The sequence below is a fragment of the Pseudomonas sp. UBA5706 genome (genome assembly GCF_002419965.1).
Lineage (GTDB): Bacteria > Pseudomonadota > Gammaproteobacteria > Pseudomonadales > Pseudomonadaceae > Aquipseudomonas.
This window is the reverse complement of sequence record NZ_DIHC01000033.1, coordinates 138783-154867: the sequence shown is the minus strand read 5'-3', so window position 1 is coordinate 154867 and position 16085 is coordinate 138783. Positions and strand designations below refer to the sequence as shown.

Annotated in this window: 15 protein-coding genes; 4 read left to right on the top strand and 11 right to left on the bottom strand. The window is 60.1% G+C overall.

From position 1 onward, the window contains the following. A complete protein-coding gene (gene lipA, locus B3I26_RS15955) occupies positions 1-1041 on the top strand; it encodes a lipoyl synthase (protein ID WP_296258944.1) in 1041 nt (346 codons plus the stop codon). 154 nt (positions 1042-1195) lie between these two features. Here the strand turns inward: lipA and B3I26_RS15950 are convergent, their stop codons facing one another. The 5 genes from B3I26_RS15950 to leuS all read right to left on the bottom strand — a co-directional run bounded on the left by B3I26_RS15950 (position 1196) and on the right by leuS (position 7555). After that, positions 1196-2530 (bottom strand): lytic murein transglycosylase, encoded by a 1335-nt coding sequence (locus tag B3I26_RS15950; protein ID WP_296258943.1) that lies wholly within the window; start codon positions 2528-2530, stop codon positions 1196-1198. Between the two features lie 284 nt (positions 2531-2814). After that, entirely contained in the window at positions 2815-2973 is a 159-nt protein-coding gene (gene arfA / locus B3I26_RS15945) for an alternative ribosome rescue factor ArfA (protein ID WP_296258942.1), read from the bottom strand. A gap of 188 nt (positions 2974-3161) precedes the next feature. Beyond that, positions 3162-4199 carry a DNA polymerase III subunit delta gene (holA, locus tag B3I26_RS15940; protein WP_296258941.1) on the bottom strand — a complete coding sequence of 346 codons (1038 nt, stop codon included), beginning with the start codon at positions 4197-4199 and terminating at the stop codon, positions 3162-3164. Between the two features lie 40 nt (positions 4200-4239). Further along, positions 4240-4845, bottom strand: coding sequence for an LPS assembly lipoprotein LptE (lptE, locus tag B3I26_RS15935; RefSeq protein WP_296258939.1), 606 nt, complete (start codon positions 4843-4845; stop codon positions 4240-4242). An 88-nt stretch (positions 4846-4933) separates the two neighbouring features. Further along, complete coding sequence (leuS, locus tag B3I26_RS15930) at positions 4934-7555, bottom strand: leucine--tRNA ligase (RefSeq protein ID WP_296258937.1); 2622 nt, start codon at positions 7553-7555, stop codon at positions 4934-4936. A 300-nt stretch (positions 7556-7855) separates the two neighbouring features. Here leuS and B3I26_RS15925 point away from each other — a divergent pair, with 300 nt between their 5' ends. Both B3I26_RS15925 and B3I26_RS15920 read left to right on the top strand, forming a co-directional pair. Beyond that, positions 7856-8239 carry a hypothetical protein gene (locus B3I26_RS15925; RefSeq protein ID WP_296258936.1) on the top strand — a complete coding sequence of 128 codons (384 nt, stop codon included), beginning with the start codon at positions 7856-7858 and terminating at the stop codon, positions 8237-8239. Positions 8240-8326: 87 nt separating this feature from the next. Then, positions 8327-9088: a YdcF family protein gene (locus B3I26_RS15920; RefSeq protein ID WP_296258934.1), complete on the top strand. Its 762-nt coding sequence runs from the start codon at positions 8327-8329 to the stop codon at positions 9086-9088. Between the two features lie 103 nt (positions 9089-9191). Here the strand turns inward: B3I26_RS15920 and lnt are convergent, their stop codons facing one another. From lnt to miaB, 5 genes are all read right to left on the bottom strand, one after another. Next, complete coding sequence (lnt, locus tag B3I26_RS15915; protein ID WP_296258932.1) at positions 9192-10712, bottom strand: apolipoprotein N-acyltransferase; 1521 nt, start codon at positions 10710-10712, stop codon at positions 9192-9194. Between the two features lie 24 nt (positions 10713-10736). Then, entirely contained in the window at positions 10737-11579 is an 843-nt protein-coding gene (locus tag B3I26_RS15910; protein WP_296258930.1) for an HlyC/CorC family transporter, read from the bottom strand. A 5-nt stretch (positions 11580-11584) separates the two neighbouring features. Beyond that, positions 11585-12085 carry an rRNA maturation RNase YbeY gene (ybeY, locus tag B3I26_RS15905; protein WP_296259004.1) on the bottom strand — a complete coding sequence of 167 codons (501 nt, stop codon included), beginning with the start codon at positions 12083-12085 and terminating at the stop codon, positions 11585-11587. Then, entirely contained in the window at positions 12078-13082 is a 1005-nt protein-coding gene (locus B3I26_RS15900) for a PhoH family protein (RefSeq protein ID WP_296258928.1), read from the bottom strand. The genes ybeY and B3I26_RS15900 overlap by 8 nt, the downstream gene beginning before the upstream one ends. Before the next feature lie 263 nt (positions 13083-13345). Continuing rightward, positions 13346-14674, bottom strand: coding sequence for a tRNA (N6-isopentenyl adenosine(37)-C2)-methylthiotransferase MiaB (gene miaB / locus B3I26_RS15895; RefSeq protein ID WP_296258927.1), 1329 nt, complete (start codon positions 14672-14674; stop codon positions 13346-13348). A gap of 135 nt (positions 14675-14809) precedes the next feature. Between miaB and B3I26_RS15890 the strand changes: the two genes are divergently transcribed. Continuing rightward, positions 14810-15136, top strand: a complete 327-nt coding sequence (locus B3I26_RS15890; RefSeq protein WP_062384926.1) for a DUF1820 family protein — start codon at positions 14810-14812, stop codon at positions 15134-15136. Between the two features lie 24 nt (positions 15137-15160). Here B3I26_RS15890 and B3I26_RS15885 read toward each other — a convergent pair whose 3' ends face one another. Further along, a complete protein-coding gene (locus B3I26_RS15885) occupies positions 15161-15724 on the bottom strand; it encodes a tetratricopeptide repeat protein (protein ID WP_296258925.1) in 564 nt (187 codons plus the stop codon). Positions 15725-16085 lie beyond the last annotated feature (361 nt).

Below are 16085 nucleotides of genomic sequence, written 5' to 3'. Positions count from 1 at the left end.
ATGACTACTGCGCATGAGACGGCAGACGCCGTGCAAACCCTGATCCCGACAGTGAGCGTGAGCACCCCTGAACGTGCGGCGCGTCCGAAAGTAGAAGCCGGCGTGAAGCTGCGCGGCGCGGAAAAAGTTGCCCGCATCCCGGTGAAGATCATCCCGACGGTCGAGCTGCCGAAGAAGCCGGACTGGATTCGGGTCCGAATTCCGGTCTCCCCCGAGGTAGACCGGATCAAGGCCCTGCTGCGCAAGCACAAGCTGCACAGCGTCTGCGAAGAGGCGTCCTGCCCGAATCTGGGCGAGTGTTTCTCCGGCGGCACGGCGACCTTCATGATCATGGGCGACATCTGCACCCGCCGCTGCCCGTTCTGCGACGTCGGTCATGGCCGTCCCAAGGCGTTGGACGCGGACGAGCCGAAGAACCTGGCCGTTGCCATTGCTGATCTCAAGCTCAAGTATGTAGTGATCACTTCGGTTGACCGCGATGACCTGCGTGACGGCGGTGCCCAGCACTTTGCCGACTGCATCCGCGAAATCCGTGCGCTGTCGCCGAACGTGCAGCTCGAAACGCTGGTGCCGGATTATCGCGGCCGCATGGACATCGCACTTGAGATCACCGCCGCCACGCCACCGGATGTGTTCAACCACAACCTGGAAACCGTGCCGCGTCTTTACAAGGCTGCGCGTCCGGGTTCCGATTACCAATGGTCGCTGACCTTGCTGCAGCGCTTCAAGGAAATGGTCCCTCACGTGCCGACCAAATCCGGCCTGATGCTGGGTCTGGGCGAAACCGACGACGAAGTCATCGAAGTGATGCAGCGCATGCGCGAGCACAACATCGACATGCTGACCCTGGGCCAATACCTGCAGCCCTCACGCAGCCACTTGCCGGTCCAGCGCTTCGTGCACCCGGACACGTTCGCCTGGTTCGCCGAAGAAGGTTACAAGATGGGCTTCAAGAACGTCGCCTCGGGGCCGCTGGTTCGCTCCTCGTATCATGCCGACGAACAGGCCAAGCTGACCAAGTCGTTGCTGACCGCGGGTTGATCGGTTTACCAGCTCCTGACGCCGAGCGTACGGGGCTGTGTTACCACGCGGAGTGTGGGAAGGATCAAAAAAACGGGCCGGATATCACTATCCGGCCCGTTTTTTTGGAGTGGCGAAGTATGACTTCCCCAGAGAAAAGTCGAAGCCGCGAGCGCTATGGCTTGCGCAGACTCTCCAGCAGCTCCTGTGTCGGATAACCGTCTGCGGGCCAGCCCAGCGATTGTTGCGCATTACGGATAGCTTTGCGCGTATTGGCGCCGATGATGCCGTCTGGGGCGCCGGCATCGTACTGGCGGGCCGAGAGCAGGGTTTGCAACTCGATGCGCTCGGAGCGGCTGAGAGGGCGGTCACCGCGTGGCCATTGGCCAAGCACGTAGCCGGCACCAGAGAAACGCTCGGACAACAGGCCAATCCCCAGCGCATAAGAAGACGAGTTGTTGTACTTCAGAATCGCGCGGAAGTTATCCAGCACCAGAAACGCCGGGCCTTTGTAACCCGCTGGCAGCAACAATGCCGCCTGCTGTTGCATTTCATTGGCCGGGAGCGCTGAGCCGTTAGGCAACGTCAGCCCTAACTGTTGCCATTCTGCGACGCTCTTGCGTGTTGAGGCGTCGGCCAGCGCGTAATCGAAGCCTTGGCGCAATTGCACCTCAAAGCCCCAAGGCTGTCCTTTCTGCCAGCCTGAGCTTTGCAGGTAATGCGCGGTCGAGGCCAAGGCGTCGACGGGCGAGTTCCAGATATCGCGGCGGCCATCACCGTCGAAGTCCACGGCGTGGGTGTTGTAGGTGCTGGGGATAAACTGCGTCTGCCCCATAGCCCCGGCCCATGAGCCCAACATGCTCGGCGCGTCGATATCGCCATGCTGGATGATTTGCAACGCGGCGATCAGTTGCTCCTGAGCGAACTGCGGGCGGCGTCCTTCGTAGGCCAGCGTGGCCAGCGAGCGGATCACCGACTGCGTGCCCTGGAACTGGCCAAAGCTGCTCTCCATGCCCCACACGGCAACCAATGCCTGGCGATCCACGCCGTAGCGCTGTTCGATCTGGGTCAGTGTATCGGCGTATTGCGCCAGCAACGCCTGGCCTTTGCGCACGCGTACAGCCGACATCGCGCTGTCCAGGTACTCCCAGACAGGGCGGCTGAACTCGGGCTGGCTGCGGTCGGCCTTGACCACGCTCATGTCCGGTGTCACGCCTGCAAAAGCCTTGTCGAACACATCGGGACGAATGCCTACGCTCAACGCTTGCGTGCGGAACATGGACTGCCATTCGGCAAAACTCATCGCAGGCTGTATTTCGAAATTAGCGTCGTCAGGCTGGGCGACAGCACCGGAGGGCGTCGGGGCGGCTTTCGCGACATTCAGAGGGGCGGGTTGGAGCGGAGTGGCGACGGCGGCGGTGGGTTGTTCCGCGCAGGCGACCAGCACAAAGAGGCTGGAGGCGGCGATCATCTGGCGGACATGCCAGCGACGAGGAAAGCTAAAGGGCATTCTGGGGTCCACAGGGATAAACCGTAAGGTGCAGACCTTAACATGTCGACCCAGCTGACGGGGCGCCGGTCAGTAACCTGAAGTGTTTTCGGTGACCAGGAAACGTTGCCCGTCCCCAGGCAATTGCAGGATTGAGCAGTTCGCGGTCCGATCAGCAGAGGTCTACGCTCTGACCGGCATAGCGATACCTATTATTGCCCTGAGGCTCCTGCCACTTTAAGTGATGATGCTACGTTTAGATTCGTTCCGGCCGATCAAGCGGTGGCTATTCGTAATCCAAGGAATCAAGCCGCCATAACGGAAGAAGCCTCCCAATCTCTCGACTGGAAGGCTTCGCGGCGGTAGCTGCCTTTGCCCTTGGTGGGTTGTTCCTGACGGCTACGGAACAGTGGCTGGGCGACGATGGATTTGGCCTTGTTCGGCCGCTTCTTGGCTTTGCTCATGGCGGTATTCCCTGTGATGATTGAAGCGGCAGGAATGATGAGACACATTCCGGCAAGGGTCTAATTGATCTGCGCTATCGCTGACCCGGTGTCATCTATCGAAGTCCAACGTGCGTAAGCCACTTCGCATCGAGCAGCACGGGTTGTTGGCAAGCCGCGCTGAGAAATCGGTATCGCTGCTCAAAGGTTTACTCGGACGGCAATGCCAATCTCTGTCCTGCCATCTGCAGCGATAGCAGGCTGAGGCTATTCCACACCGAGCCCTCGGCCTGCCCTTTGATTTGCGCGTCGATGCGTTGGGCGTCCATTAGCAGTTGGCCCCAGCGGCGAGCGGAGTGCCGTTGCAGGGCTTTGCTCATCAGGGGTTTGCGCTTGTCCCAGATGGGCGGACGGGCTTGGCTGAATGCCTTGTCCAGCGGCACCCCTTGGCTATATTGCAGCGCCAGGTTAGCGAGCACGCGCAACTCCCGCGACAGCGCCCAGAGAATAACCGGAGGCTCGACACCCTCGCCGCGCAGGCCTTCGAGGATGCGCAGGGTGTGCGATGCTTCGCCGTTGAGGATGGCATCGGTCAGGCCGAAGACATCGAAACGCGCGCTGTCCGCCACAGCAGCCTGCACGGTTTCCACGGTGATCTGCCCGTGCTCGGCCATGAGCTTGAGCTTTTCGATTTCCTGAGCCGCAGCGAGCAGGTTGCCCTCTACGCGAGCGGCTATCAGTTCTATCGCGTCAGGGCTTGCTGCAAGTCCCGACTGCGACAGACGCTGGCGAATCCATTGCGCAAGCTGGCTGGCATCCACCGGCCAGATCTGCACGAACTGAGTCTGCGCACCTTCGACCAGCGCCTTGCCCCATTTGGTCTTCTGGGCTGCGCCGTCAAGCTTGGGCAGGCTGATCAGCAGCAGGGTGTCTTCGGCAGGACGGCTGCAGTATTCGAGCAGAGCGGCTGCGCCTTTATCGCCCGGCTTGCCGGACGGCAGGCGCAGTTCCAGCAGGCGGCGTTCGGCAAACAGCGACATGCTTGCACCGGCCTGCAACAGCGTGCCCCAATCGAAGCTGGCATCGGCGCTGAACACCTGGCGCTCATCGAAACCTTGCTGCCGGGCTGCCGCCCGAATGGCATCGCAGGCTTCCTGACATTGCAGCGGATCATCACCGCTGACGATGTAGACAGGTGACAACGCACCCTGGAGGTGTTTGGAGAGCTGAGCGGGGGCGAGTTTCATCGGTCAGAAGATCGGGGCCGGCGTAGCGGCCCCGAGGCCATCACTTGGACGGGATTTCGATCGGAGACTGCTGCGGCGTCTCATCGCGAACGCGTTGAGCGGCGGCCTCTGCATCGGCTTGCGCGCGCGCAGCAGCATCCGCCTTGGCTTGCAGCTCGTCTAGGCGATCAGGACTGAGCTGTTGCAGGCGGGCGACCATTTTCTGTACCAGATCGCCACGCATTTCCTTGCGGATCTGGTCGGCTTCCTGGTCGGAGCCGATCAGGTTATTGCCGTCATGGACGAAGGTTTTGGTCGACTGTACGTTGTCGCTCAGCAGCAGGACGTCCTTGGTGCCGTGAATCTCGTACTGCAGGACTGTGGTCAGCTCGTATTCAGCCGAACGGCCCGAGCCTGCATAGCTGGCGGTACGCTGGGTCTCATCCTCGCGAGCCAGGAACAGCTTGTACTGAGCGCCGGTATAGACGTGAACGTCACTGTTGGTCAACGTCTGACGCAACTGGGTGACAACTTCGCCGTAGGCATCACGGGCGCTGAGGTCCAGTTCCTTGATCGACAAGGCGTTGGTGCCGGTGCCGCGCAGCTGGAAACCGCAGGCACTCAGCAACACCGCGAGGCCCATTACCAGCAGATTGCGTTTGATCATCTTATTGTTCCCCTTGAATCCGTGTGAGCCCGCAGTGCGGGCTCTGGAAGTGTTTTCAGCGCCCGGTGATGCCAGGCGCCTGATCCATTCAGCTGGCGACGATATTCACCAGTTTGCCCGGCACCACGATCACTTTACGGATCGTCAGGCCGTCGATGAAGCGCAGGACATTTTCGTTGGTCCTTGCAGCAGCTTCGACTTCCTCGCGGCTGGCGCTGGCCGGCATTTCGATCTGGCCGCGCAGCTTGCCGTTGACCTGTACCACCAGCTGCAGCGTGTCTTGCACCAGCGCAGCCTCATCGACCACCGGCCAGGCCGCGTCGATCACCGGATCTGCGTGACCCAGGGCATTCCACAGCTCATGACTGATGTGCGGGGTGATCGGAGCGAGCAGCAGGGCGACGGTTTCCAGGCCTTCCTGCAGCAGTGCACGATCCTGCTCCGACGTTTGTGGCGCTTTTTCCAGCACGTTCATCAGCGTCATCACCTGAGCGATGGCGGTATTGAATTTGTGATGCTGGCCAACGTCCTGCCCTGCCTGCCTGATGGCCAGGTGAGTCGCGCGGCGCACGGCTTTCTGCTCGTCACCCAGTGCATCTTTGTGCAAAGCCCCCGGCAGGCCAGCGCTGACGTGGGCCTGGGCCAGACGCCATACGCGCTTGAGGAAACGGTGCGAGCCTTCGACACCGGAGTCGGACCACTCCAGGCTCATGTCAGGCGGGGAGGCGAACATCATGAACAGCCGGCAGGTGTCGGCACCGTATTGGTCGATCATCGATTGCGGATCGACACCATTGTTTTTCGACTTGGCCATCTTCTCGATGCCGCCGATTTCCACCGGCAGACCATCGGCAATCAGTTTGGCGCCGATGATCTTGGCCTTGCTGTCGCGTTCGAATTCGACATCGGCGGGGTTGAACCAGGTCTTGCTGCCGTTGGCTTCCAGGCGATAAAAGGTCTCCGCGACCACCATGCCTTGGGTCAGCAGGTTCTTGAATGGCTCGTTGGAGCTGACCAAGCCTTCGTCGCGCATCAGTTTGTGGAAGAAGCGTGCGTAGAGCAGGTGCAGGATCGCGTGCTCGATACCGCCGATGTATTGATCAACCGGCAGCCAATGATTGGCGGCTTTCGGGTCGACCATGCCGCCTTCGTAATGAGGCGATGCATAACGGGCGAAGTACCACGACGACTCAACGAAGGTGTCCATGGTGTCGGTTTCGCGCTTGGCTGGCGCGCCGCAGGTCGGGCAACTGCATTCGTAGAATTCGGGCATGCGCGCCAGCGGCGAACCAGCGCCGTCCGGGACCACGTCTTCCGGCAGCTTCACGGGCAACTGGTCTTCAGGGACCGGCACGTCGCCGCAGGTGTCACAGTGGATGATCGGGATTGGGCAGCCCCAATAACGCTGGCGGCTGATGCCCCAGTCACGCAGGCGGAATTGCGTGCGCGACTTGCCGAGGCTTTTGCGGGCCAGCGCCGCTTCGATGGCATCGAAGGCCGCGGCGAAGTCCAGGCCGTCGAACTCGCCGGAGTTGATCAGTTGACCGTGCTCGTTATACGCCTCCTGCCAAGGTGCTGGCGTTTCATCGCCCGCGCTGGTGCGCACCACGGCTTTGATTGGCAGGTTGTACTTGGTGGCGAATTCGAAGTCGCGCTCATCGTGGGCCGGAACGGCCATTACAGCGCCGTCGCCGTAGTGCATCAGTACATAGTTGGCGACCCATACCGGCAGTTTTTCGCCGGTCAGTGGGTGCTCGACGAACAGCGACGTCGGCAGGCCTTTCTTTTCCTGGGTGGCGACGTCGGCTTCGGCGACGCTGCCGCTTTTGCATTCATTTATGAAAGCCTGCAGCTCAGCCGCCTTGTCCGCGGCCATGCTTTGAAGGGCGAGAGAGGCCAGCGGGTGCTCGGCAGCAACGGCGACGTACGTCGCGCCCATCAGCGTGTCCGGGCGCGTAGTGAACACTTTCAGAGCGCCGGCCTGGCCGATGGATGCCTGATCGTACGGGAACTGCACTTCCATGCCGCGGGATTTGCCGATCCAGTTGCGCTGCATGGTCTTGACCTGTTCAGGCCAACCCGGCAACTCATCGAGGCTCTCCAGCAACTCATCGGCGTAGGCCGTGATCTTGAAGTAGTACATCGGGATTTCGCGTTTTTCGATCACCGCGCCTGAACGCCAGCCACGGCCGTCGATCACCTGTTCGTTCGCCAGCACGGTCTGGTCGACCGGGTCCCAGTTCACGGTGCCGTTCTTGCGGTAGATCACGCCCTTTTCGAACAGGCGGGTGAACAGCCATTGTTCCCAGCGATAGTAATCCGGCTTGCAGGTGGTGACTTCGCGCGACCAGTCGATCGCCAGGCCTAGGCTTTTGAGCTGGGTCTTCATGTAAGCGATGTTTTCGTAGGTCCACTTGGCGGGCGCGACGTTGTTCTTCATCGCGGCGTTTTCTGCCGGCATGCCGAACGCGTCCCAGCCCATCGGCTGCAGTACGTTCTTGCCCTGCATGCGCTGATAGCGGGCGATCACGTCGCCGATGGTGTAGTTGCGCACGTGACCCATGTGTAGCTTGCCGCTGGGGTAAGGGAACATCGACAGGCAGTAGTAAGTGTCCTTGCCGGGCTGTTCACTGACTTCAAAAGACTGTTGCTCTTCCCAGAAGGTCTGGGCGGCGGCTTCGATTTCGCGGGGCTGATAGAGTTCGTGCATGGCTACTTTTTACTAGAGATTGGTGACCCTTGACCTCTTCGCTGCAGTCCCGGACCAGAGGGCCGTCGCTTGTCAGGCTGTGCCTTTGGCGACGCGACGGATTGGAGCCCGGTTGAGCGGAAGTGGAAGTACAGGAAGCGCCGTAGCATACATGAGCGCCGAGTTCCTAGGGAAACCCTGATTGCATGGTTAAGTCGCTTGAACCTTGGCATCCGCCGTTGGTCGCGGCATCGCGCCGGTTTGCGCAGTGGCGCTAAGCTCAGTGACGAGGGTATGGCTTATCTTCAGTGAGGTGAACGGATGGCAGAGCTGCGGCATCAAGTTAACAAGAACCCTGATCTGTATGACCGTTTGATCGATCGTCTTGGGCTTGCCCTGGACACGGCGAAAACAGCAGTCCGGCTTCGCAATGAACACCCCGCTGAATTGGAATTGCGTGGTTTGAGTCACGCTGAATTCCAAATCATCGAGGCATATCTGGACAGAACCGAGAAAAGCGATGCTGTCGTCACGGAGCTCTCACCCGATGCGAAGCAAAGGAATTCCAATACGTCGAGGGAGCCCACGGAACCGGCCCGCGCCCAGCGCCCCTCAGCCACTGTCGTGTGGTTGAAGGACCAGCGTCGCGCCAAGGTATCGGCAAAGTTGAGTCGCTACAGTTCCAGCAAACATTTCAAGCGGTAAAGCTCGCGGGTGTTAAGCCCGTCTGATTAAGCATTGTTGCTTAACGTCAATCCTTTTAGGCTTCGGGCATCTTTTTGGAGATGCTCGATGCCCTTTCGCTATTTCATCAAGAACCTGCTCCTGCCCCCCGGCCTCTTTTTGTTACTTGTGCTGGCGGCCTGGTGGTTGCGAAACACCAGGCCGCGTCTGGCACGGGCATTGTTTGTGATCGGGCTGGGCGGCCTGTGGCTGATGAGCCTGCCGGTGGCTGTGCAATGGTCTGCCCAGGGGATCGAGAACATTCCGCCGTTGACGCAGAGCGATTGGTCCACCCTGGCGCAGCGGGCCGACGCGATAGTGGTCCTGGGTTCGGGTCGCGAGCGCAACGATCCGACCTGGGGCAGCGATGTGCCCACTGGCGTGGCGCTTGAGCGTATGCGCTATGCCGCGCGTCTGTCCAAAGCGTCGGGGTTGCCGATCCTCACCACAGGCGGATTGCACTACGGCGAGCCACCCAGTGAGGCGGCGATCATGGCCGCCTCACTGCGCGATGACTTCGGCGTGAGCGTGCGTTGGCAAGAAGGGCAAAGCCGCACCACGTGGGAAAACGCGACGATGAGCGCTGCGATATTGCAGCCACTGGGGATCAGGCGTGTGGTTGTGGTGACCCAGGCTTGGCACATGCCGCGTTCGGTGTGGAGTTTTGAAAAGGCAGGTTTTAACGTTGTGCCTGCACCCGTCGGCTTTTTGAGCGTGGATAACGCCAGGCCTTTCGGTGGCTGGATGCCTGAATCCAAGGCCATATGGCAGATGGGACAATTGCTGAACGAAGCGGCGGGGTGGGTGGGTTATCGAGTGTTCTATCGGTGATTCACCGGCAGCCTCAGATCGTTCCCACCCCACAGCTGATCGCGTTCCCACGCCGAGCGTGGGAACGATCGATATAGGCCAGTTTGCCTAGCAAGATTTTGCGTCAAACCGTCTTCGCAATCCGGCTGGCCAACAGCGCCCAGCCTACCAAAAGCACCGACAAAATGATCAGTGGCCAGGAGCGCCAGTGCAGGTATGGCGTCAGATTTTGCATGGGCGTGACCTCGCCGTACATCACAGCGCGCTCAAACTGCGGCACGGTGGTGGTGATCTTGCCGAACGGGTCGATCAGCGCGCTGACGCCGTTGTTGGTGGCGCGGATCATCCAGCGGCCCGCTTCCAGCGCGCGCATCTGCGCCATTTGCAGGTGCTGCAGCGGGCCGATGGACGTACCGAACCAGGTGTCATTGCTGACCGTGAGCAACAAATCGCTTTGTGCAGATAGCCCGGCGGCAAATTCCGGGTACACCACTTCGTAACAAATGAACGGCGCGATCTGATAGCCCTTGGCCTGCAGCAGGGCCTGTTCGGCTGGGCCTCGGGCGAAATCTGACATCGGTAGATCGAAGAAGCCGATCACGCCACGCAGCAGATCCTGCAGTGGTACGTATTCGCCAAAAGGCACCAGCTTCTGTTTCTGGTAAGTGCCATCGCCTTCGCCGGTGACGGTAATGGCGTTGTAATAACGGTACTCGCCCCGGCCGCCCTTTTCGCGCATAGGCACGCCGGTGATCAGCGCCGAATCGCGATCGGCAGCGAATTTGCCCATCATCGACAGGTAGCCTTCGACAGACTCCTTGAGCACCGGCACTGCGGTTTCCGGCCAGATGATCAGATCGGCTTTCTGCGAGGTAAAGGTCATGTCGCGGTACAGCGCCAGTTGCGCATTCAGCGCGGCGGGGTCCCACTTCATGCTCTGCTCAACGTTGCCCTGCATGGCGGCGACCTTCAGCGGCGCGCCGGATGCTTCGGTCCAGGCGTAGCTTTTAAGCGCCAACCCGATAACCCAGGGCGCGAGCAACAACAGGCTGCCTGCTGCGAAAAAGCCTTTGCGTGCGCGCAAGCGAGGCAGGTTGCACAGCAGCGCAGCGGTCAGCGCCAGACAAAAAGAGATCAGCCACATGCCACCCAGCGGGGCCAGGCCCTTGAGTGGGCCCTCAAGCTGGCTATAACCGGAATAGAGCCAGGGAAAACCGGTCAGGAACCAGCCCCGAAACATTTCCTGGCCGAACCACAGCGCCGCGAATGCCAGTGCGTCGGCCAGCGGTGCTTCATTGCGACGGATCCAGCGAGCCCAGAGCCAGGCGGGAAGGGCGAAGAAGAAAGCCACCGAAGCGCAGAACAGCACCATAAGGAAGCCCGCGAGCCAGACAGGTGCTTCGCCATAGGTGTGGATGCTGACATAGATCCAGCTGGTGCCGCCGCCAAACAGGCCGAACCCGTAGCACCAGCCGCGCCAAAGGGCCTGGCGAGGCTTGAGGTCACGTAGCCCCAGATAGAAAACCACCAGCGCGACGAGCGCCAGTGGCCAGATGTCGAACGGCGCCAGGGCCAGGGTGATCAGCGCGCCAGCCACCACGGCCAGCAGGTTACCGGGCCAGCCGGGGCGGGTGATCCAGCGCATTTACATTCCTTATGACAAACGATATTACGAGCGGGAGATCGGACTCAGACGCAACAGGTGAACGCGCCGGCTGTCGGCGTTCAGGATGCGGAAACGATACGCGCCGATTTCAGTGATTTCATTACGTTTTGGCAGATGCCCAAATGCATTCATCACCAGGCCACCGACGGTGTCGAACTCGTCATCGGAGAACTCGCTGTCAAAGAACTCATTGAAGCTCTCGATCGGCGTCAGCGCCTTGACCAGGAAGTCGCCGCTGGGTAGCGGTTTGATGTAGCTGTCTTCCTCGACGTCGTGCTCGTCTTCGATGTCGCCGACGATCTGCTCCAGCACATCCTCGATCGTCACCAGGCCCGCCACGCCGCCGTACTCGTCGATGACGATGGCCATGTGGTTGTGGTTGGCGCGGAACTCACGCAACAGCACGTTCAGGCGCTTGGACTCGGGCACGAAAGTCGCCGGGCGCAGCAGGTTCTTGACGTCCGCAGCACCGCCGTCTTCCTTGAGAATCAAGGGCAGCAGGTCCTTGGCCAGCAGCACGCCAAGCACGTCGTCATGGCTCTCGCCAATGACCGGGTATCGCGAGTGCGCCGAGTCGATCACTGCGGGCAGGAACTCACGAGGGCTTTGGCTGGCCTTGATGCTAATCATCTGCGAGCGCGGCACCATGATGTCGCGCACCTGCAGGTCTGCGACCTGAATGGCGCCCTCGACGATAGCCAGCGCCTCGCTGTCCAGCAGTTTGTTCTGATGGGCTTCGCGCAGCAGCTCAAGCAGCTCCTGGCGGTTTTTCGGCTCATGGGCAAATGCCTGGGTCAGTTTGCCCAACCATGACTTTTGCCCGTTGCTCGATCGGTCTTCGCTCATAGCCCTTACTCGTGGTCCTTGCGGGGTGTTTCGGTAGGTGATGTGTCGACGAGGTCATCGTCGGCGTAGGGGTCTGGATAGCCCAGCTCTGCAAGCAACTCTCGTTCCAGTGCTTCCATCTCTTGGGCTTCGTCATCGTCGATGTGATCGTAGCCCAACAAATGCAGGCAGCCATGAATCACCAGATGCGCCCAATGAGCGTCCAGTGCCTTGCCCTGTTCGGCGGCTTCACGGGCCACGACAGGAACGCAGATCACCAGATCGCCCAGCAGCGGGATATCCAGGAATTCATCGGGCACGTCCGCAGGAAACGACAGCACGTTCGTGGCGTAGTCTTTGTGCCGCCAGGTGTGGTTCAGTTCCCGGCCTTCGGCTTCATCGACGAGCCGAATGGTCATCTCCGAGTCAGCCGAGCGCTGGCGCAGGCCCATTTCGCACCAGAGGCGCAACTGCGCTTCACTTGGAGCGCTGGCCTGACTGGCCGTTTGCAGATCCAGCTCAAGCATCGCGACGGGTGTCCCGTGAGCCTGACTGATCATTGCGTTCTTCGAAGCGCTCGTAGGCTTCGACGATGCGCTGCACCAGCGGATGGCGTACGACATCCTTGGGCTTGAAGTGGGTGAAGCTGATGCCCGGCACGTCCTTGAGCACTTCGATGACGTGGGTCAGCCCGGACTTGGTGCCTTTTGGCAGGTCGATCTGGGTGATGTCACCGGTGATCACGGCGGTGGAGCCGAAGCCGATACGGGTCAGGAACATCTTCATCTGCTCGACGGTGGTGTTCTGACTCTCGTCGAGAATGATGAAGCTGTTATTAAGCGTGCGGCCACGCATGTAAGCCAGCGGCGCAACTTCGATGACCTGTTTTTCGATCAGCTTGGCTACGTATTCGAAACCCAGCATCTCGTACAAAGCGTCGTAGAGCGGTCGCAGATAAGGGTCGATCTTCTGCGCCAGGTCGCCGGGCAGAAAGCCGAGTTTTTCCCCCGCTTCAACGGCAGGACGAACCAGCAGGATGCGACGGATCTGCTCGCGCTCAAGCGCATCGACAGCCGCGGCCACGGCAAGGTAAGTCTTGCCGGTACCGGCAGGGCCGATGCCGAAATTGATGTCGTTGGCGAGGATTTCCTTCACGTACCGCTGCTGATTCAGGCCGCGTGGGCGAATCATGCCTTTTTTGGTACGCAGGGCGACGCCGACTTCGGCGGCGGGATGGTTGTCCAGCTCTTCAACGCCGGATTCCTGCAGAAACAGGTGGACCATGTCCGGTGACAGTTCGGTACCTTTGGTTTCCCGATACAGCCGACGCAACAGGTTTTCTGCCGAAGTGGTGTGTTTGGGCTCACCAATCATCTCGAACTGGCCTCCGCGATTGCGGATCACGATGTCCAGACGTTGTTCGATCAAGCGCAAGTGCTCGTCGAACTGGCCGCACAGATTGGCGAAGCGATGTGCCTCGATAGGTTCAAGGCTGAAACGATGTGGTTCGATAGGTGCGTTCAAAGTGGTTTTTAGCCGCCCGACGGCAGTGAATGTGAAACGAAGGATAACCCCTGTGCGCAGTGTCCGAAAGGGCCCGCTTACTAATGGTTGGATAGCTGCTGAATTTGATGGCCGTCGTCAGGCGCGACGCTGACTACTGTAGGGCTGGCGATGTGTGCCCTATAGCAGTCCGGCTTGCAGGCGCCGGACGTCGAAGCGCTACCGCCGGCAGCCCGGACTGCAACAGGTGTATCAGTATTGCCTTCGAATGGCGGCGACCGGGCCTATTGCAACAGTGACCCGCGCAGCGAATGCGGCTGCGCGCTGTCGATGTAGACGTCGGCGAACTGCCCGATAAGCTTGGGGTCGTCGCAGCGAAAGTTGACGATGCGGTTGTTCTCGGTGCGACCCTGCAGTTCGCCAGGGTCCTTCTTGGAGTAGTCGGTCACCAGAATGCGCTGCACGGTGCCAGCCATCTTGCGGCTGATCTCGTAGCCTTGGCGGTTGATCAGATCCTGCAACTGCTTGAGGCGCTCTTTCTTGGTCTCTTCAGATGTTTCGTCGACAAGATCCGCTGCCGGTGTACCGGGACGCGAGCTATAGACGAAGGAGTAGGAGAAGTCCATGCCGACATCTTCTACCAGCTTCATGGTTTGCAGATGGTCTTTCTCGGTTTCGCCGGGAAAACCCACGATGAAGTCCGAGCTGATGCAGATGTCCGGGACCGCCGCCCGCAGCTTGCGCAGGCGCGACTTGTATTCGAGGACGGTGTGATTACGCTTCATCGCCGCCAGGATGCGGTCCGAACCCGACTGCACCGGCAAATGCAGGTGTTTGACCAGCTCCGGCACTTCGGCATGGGCCTGGATCAGGCTGTCCGAAAACTCCAGTGGGTGCGAGGTGGTGTAGCGAATCCGGTCGATGCCGTCGATAGCGGCCACGACGCGAATCAGCTCGGCAAGATCCGCCACCCGCCCGTCATGGGTGGTGCCGCGATAGCCATTGACGTTCTGCCCGAGCAGCGTCACTTCGCGCACGCCGTTTTCGGCCAAGTGGAACACCTCGGTGATCACATCATCGAACGGGCGGCTGACCTCTTCTCCGCGCGTATAGGGCACCACGCAGAACGTGCAGTATTTGCTGCAGCCTTCCATCACCGACACATAAGCGCTCGGGCCATCGACGCGAGGCTCAGGCAAATGGTCGAACTTTTCGATTTCAGGGAACGAAACGTCCACTTGCGGCAGGCGAGTAATGCGTGCGGCGTCGATCATCTCTGGCAAGCGGTGCAGGGTCTGCGGGCCGAATACGACATCGACGTAAGGCGCGCGATCACGTATTGCCGCGCCTTCCTGACTGGCCACGCAGCCGCCGACGGCGATGACCATTTCAGGGTTCGCCAGTTTCAGTTCACGCCAGCGGCCAAGCTGGGAATAGACGCGATCCTGCGCCCGCTCGCGAATCGAGCAGGTGTTAAGCAGGATGACGTCGGCATCTTCCGCGCGAGCGGTGACTTCCAGTGCTTGATGTTCGCCCAGCAGATCGACCATGCGCGAGCTGTCGTACTCGTTCATCTGGCAGCCGTGGGTTTCGATGTAAAGCTTCTTGGCCATGCGGGTTCGGATTCATCAGGTGATTCGAAGAACCGCGCATTATAGGGACCCTGGTCCCAGCTTCCTAGCGTTGCGTAACCCGCGGCATGCTATAGTTCGCGCCCCTTTCAAAACACCGATCATTGCCTGCCTGTTATGACCAAACGCGAAGCTCCAATCTACAAGGTGATTTTTCTCAACCAGGGACAGGTGTACGAGATGTACGCCAAGCAGATCTATCAAAGTGATCTGTGGGGATTCCTGGAGGTGGAAGAATTCGTCTTCGGTGAGCGTACGACCGTGGTGGTAGACCCAAGCGAAGAGAAGTTGAAGGCGCAGTTCGATGGTGTGGTGCGCAGCTTCGTGCCGATGCATTCAATCGTGCGCATCGATGAAGTCGAGCGCATGGGGACTGCGAAGATCAGCGAAGCGCGTCAGACCGGCAACGTCATGCCGTTTCCGATGCCGATGCCGGACAAGTAAGGGCCTGCTGAACAGGCCAGGCAATCAGGGCTTGGTGGTATCAGGGAAGGGCGCGAAGGGCGTTCTTCCTTCGGCGGTTTGCAGTTCCAGCAAGTATTTGCGGAAGATTTGCCCCAGCACCTGGGTCGCCACTTCCAGGTCCTCTTTCTTCATCTGCGCGGACACTTCGTCGGCCTGATCCAGGGCATCCTCCGAACCGTTGACCGCCGCCATTTTCAGCACGATATAAGCCTGGATGTTATTGGCTTGCACGCCTTCACCACGGAAGAACATCAGACCCAGCTGATACTGCGCCTGTGCATGGCCTTGCAACGAGGCCTGTTCGAAGTAGTTGAGGGCCTGGGTCAGGTCACGCGGCGTACTCTTGCCGTCGTAATAGAACTGTCCCAACTCGTACTGCGCCTGAGCATCCCCGCCTTGAGCCGCCTGCTGGCATGCCGACAACGCGGCTGGCAGGTCGTCTGGCTGGGTATTCAGGGTGCAGCGACCCGCCGCTGGGATCAACAACGAGTTGCCACCTGCATTCGTCAGCAGGGGATGAAGAAGCAACAGGCAGCCCAATGCAAGGGTGCGGCCGGTGCGATTCATGGAAGTCGACTTACCTCTGAAAAAGGTGCGGGCATGCCCGTCCAGCGAAACGTGCTGGCTGCGCATTATGAAATAAGCAGGGCCAACCTTACAAAGTCTTTACTGATTTTCTGCAGCAAGGCGCTGATTGGCCCGTATTCAGGCGCCTGGACCGTCGGCAAGCCTGGAATTTCAATGCATCATCCACCAGTCAACGGCTTCAGTAGCTGGTTGCTGGCGAACGCGGTGTGCCAGTCACGCTGTTATTGACTGACCAACGCGTTCACTACGGTCGTAACCTGCGACGTCTTCCACAGGCTGCGGCGCTTTGCGGATTTGCGTCACACAGTGCCAGGTAGCGATCAGCCCGGCTCGTGTGACG

Coding starts and splice junctions, on each gene's coding strand:
- B3I26_RS15890 (WP_062384926.1), top strand. CDS start 14,810: ATGACCAAACGCGAAGCTCCAATCTACAAGGTGATTTTTCTCAACCAG.
- B3I26_RS15910 (WP_296258930.1), bottom strand. CDS start 11,579: ATGAGCGAAGACCGATCGAGCAACGGGCAAAAGTCATGGTTGGGCAAA.
- B3I26_RS15885 (WP_296258925.1), bottom strand. CDS start 15,724: ATGAATCGCACCGGCCGCACCCTTGCATTGGGCTGCCTGTTGCTTCTT.
- B3I26_RS15950 (WP_296258943.1), bottom strand. CDS start 2,530: ATGCCCTTTAGCTTTCCTCGTCGCTGGCATGTCCGCCAGATGATCGCC.
- holA (WP_296258941.1), bottom strand. CDS start 4,199: ATGAAACTCGCCCCCGCTCAGCTCTCCAAACACCTCCAGGGTGCGTTG.
- ybeY (WP_296259004.1), bottom strand. CDS start 12,085: ATGCTTGAGCTGGATCTGCAAACGGCCAGTCAGGCCAGCGCTCCAAGT.
- lipA (WP_296258944.1), top strand. CDS start 1: ATGACTACTGCGCATGAGACGGCAGACGCCGTGCAAACCCTGATCCCG.
- B3I26_RS15920 (WP_296258934.1), top strand. CDS start 8,327: ATGCCCTTTCGCTATTTCATCAAGAACCTGCTCCTGCCCCCCGGCCTC.
- lptE (WP_296258939.1), bottom strand. CDS start 4,845: ATGATCAAACGCAATCTGCTGGTAATGGGCCTCGCGGTGTTGCTGAGT.
- lnt (WP_296258932.1), bottom strand. CDS start 10,712: ATGCGCTGGATCACCCGCCCCGGCTGGCCCGGTAACCTGCTGGCCGTG.
- B3I26_RS15925 (WP_296258936.1), top strand. CDS start 7,856: ATGGCAGAGCTGCGGCATCAAGTTAACAAGAACCCTGATCTGTATGAC.
- arfA (WP_296258942.1), bottom strand. CDS start 2,973: ATGAGCAAAGCCAAGAAGCGGCCGAACAAGGCCAAATCCATCGTCGCC.
- leuS (WP_296258937.1), bottom strand. CDS start 7,555: ATGCACGAACTCTATCAGCCCCGCGAAATCGAAGCCGCCGCCCAGACC.
- miaB (WP_296258927.1), bottom strand. CDS start 14,674: ATGGCCAAGAAGCTTTACATCGAAACCCACGGCTGCCAGATGAACGAG.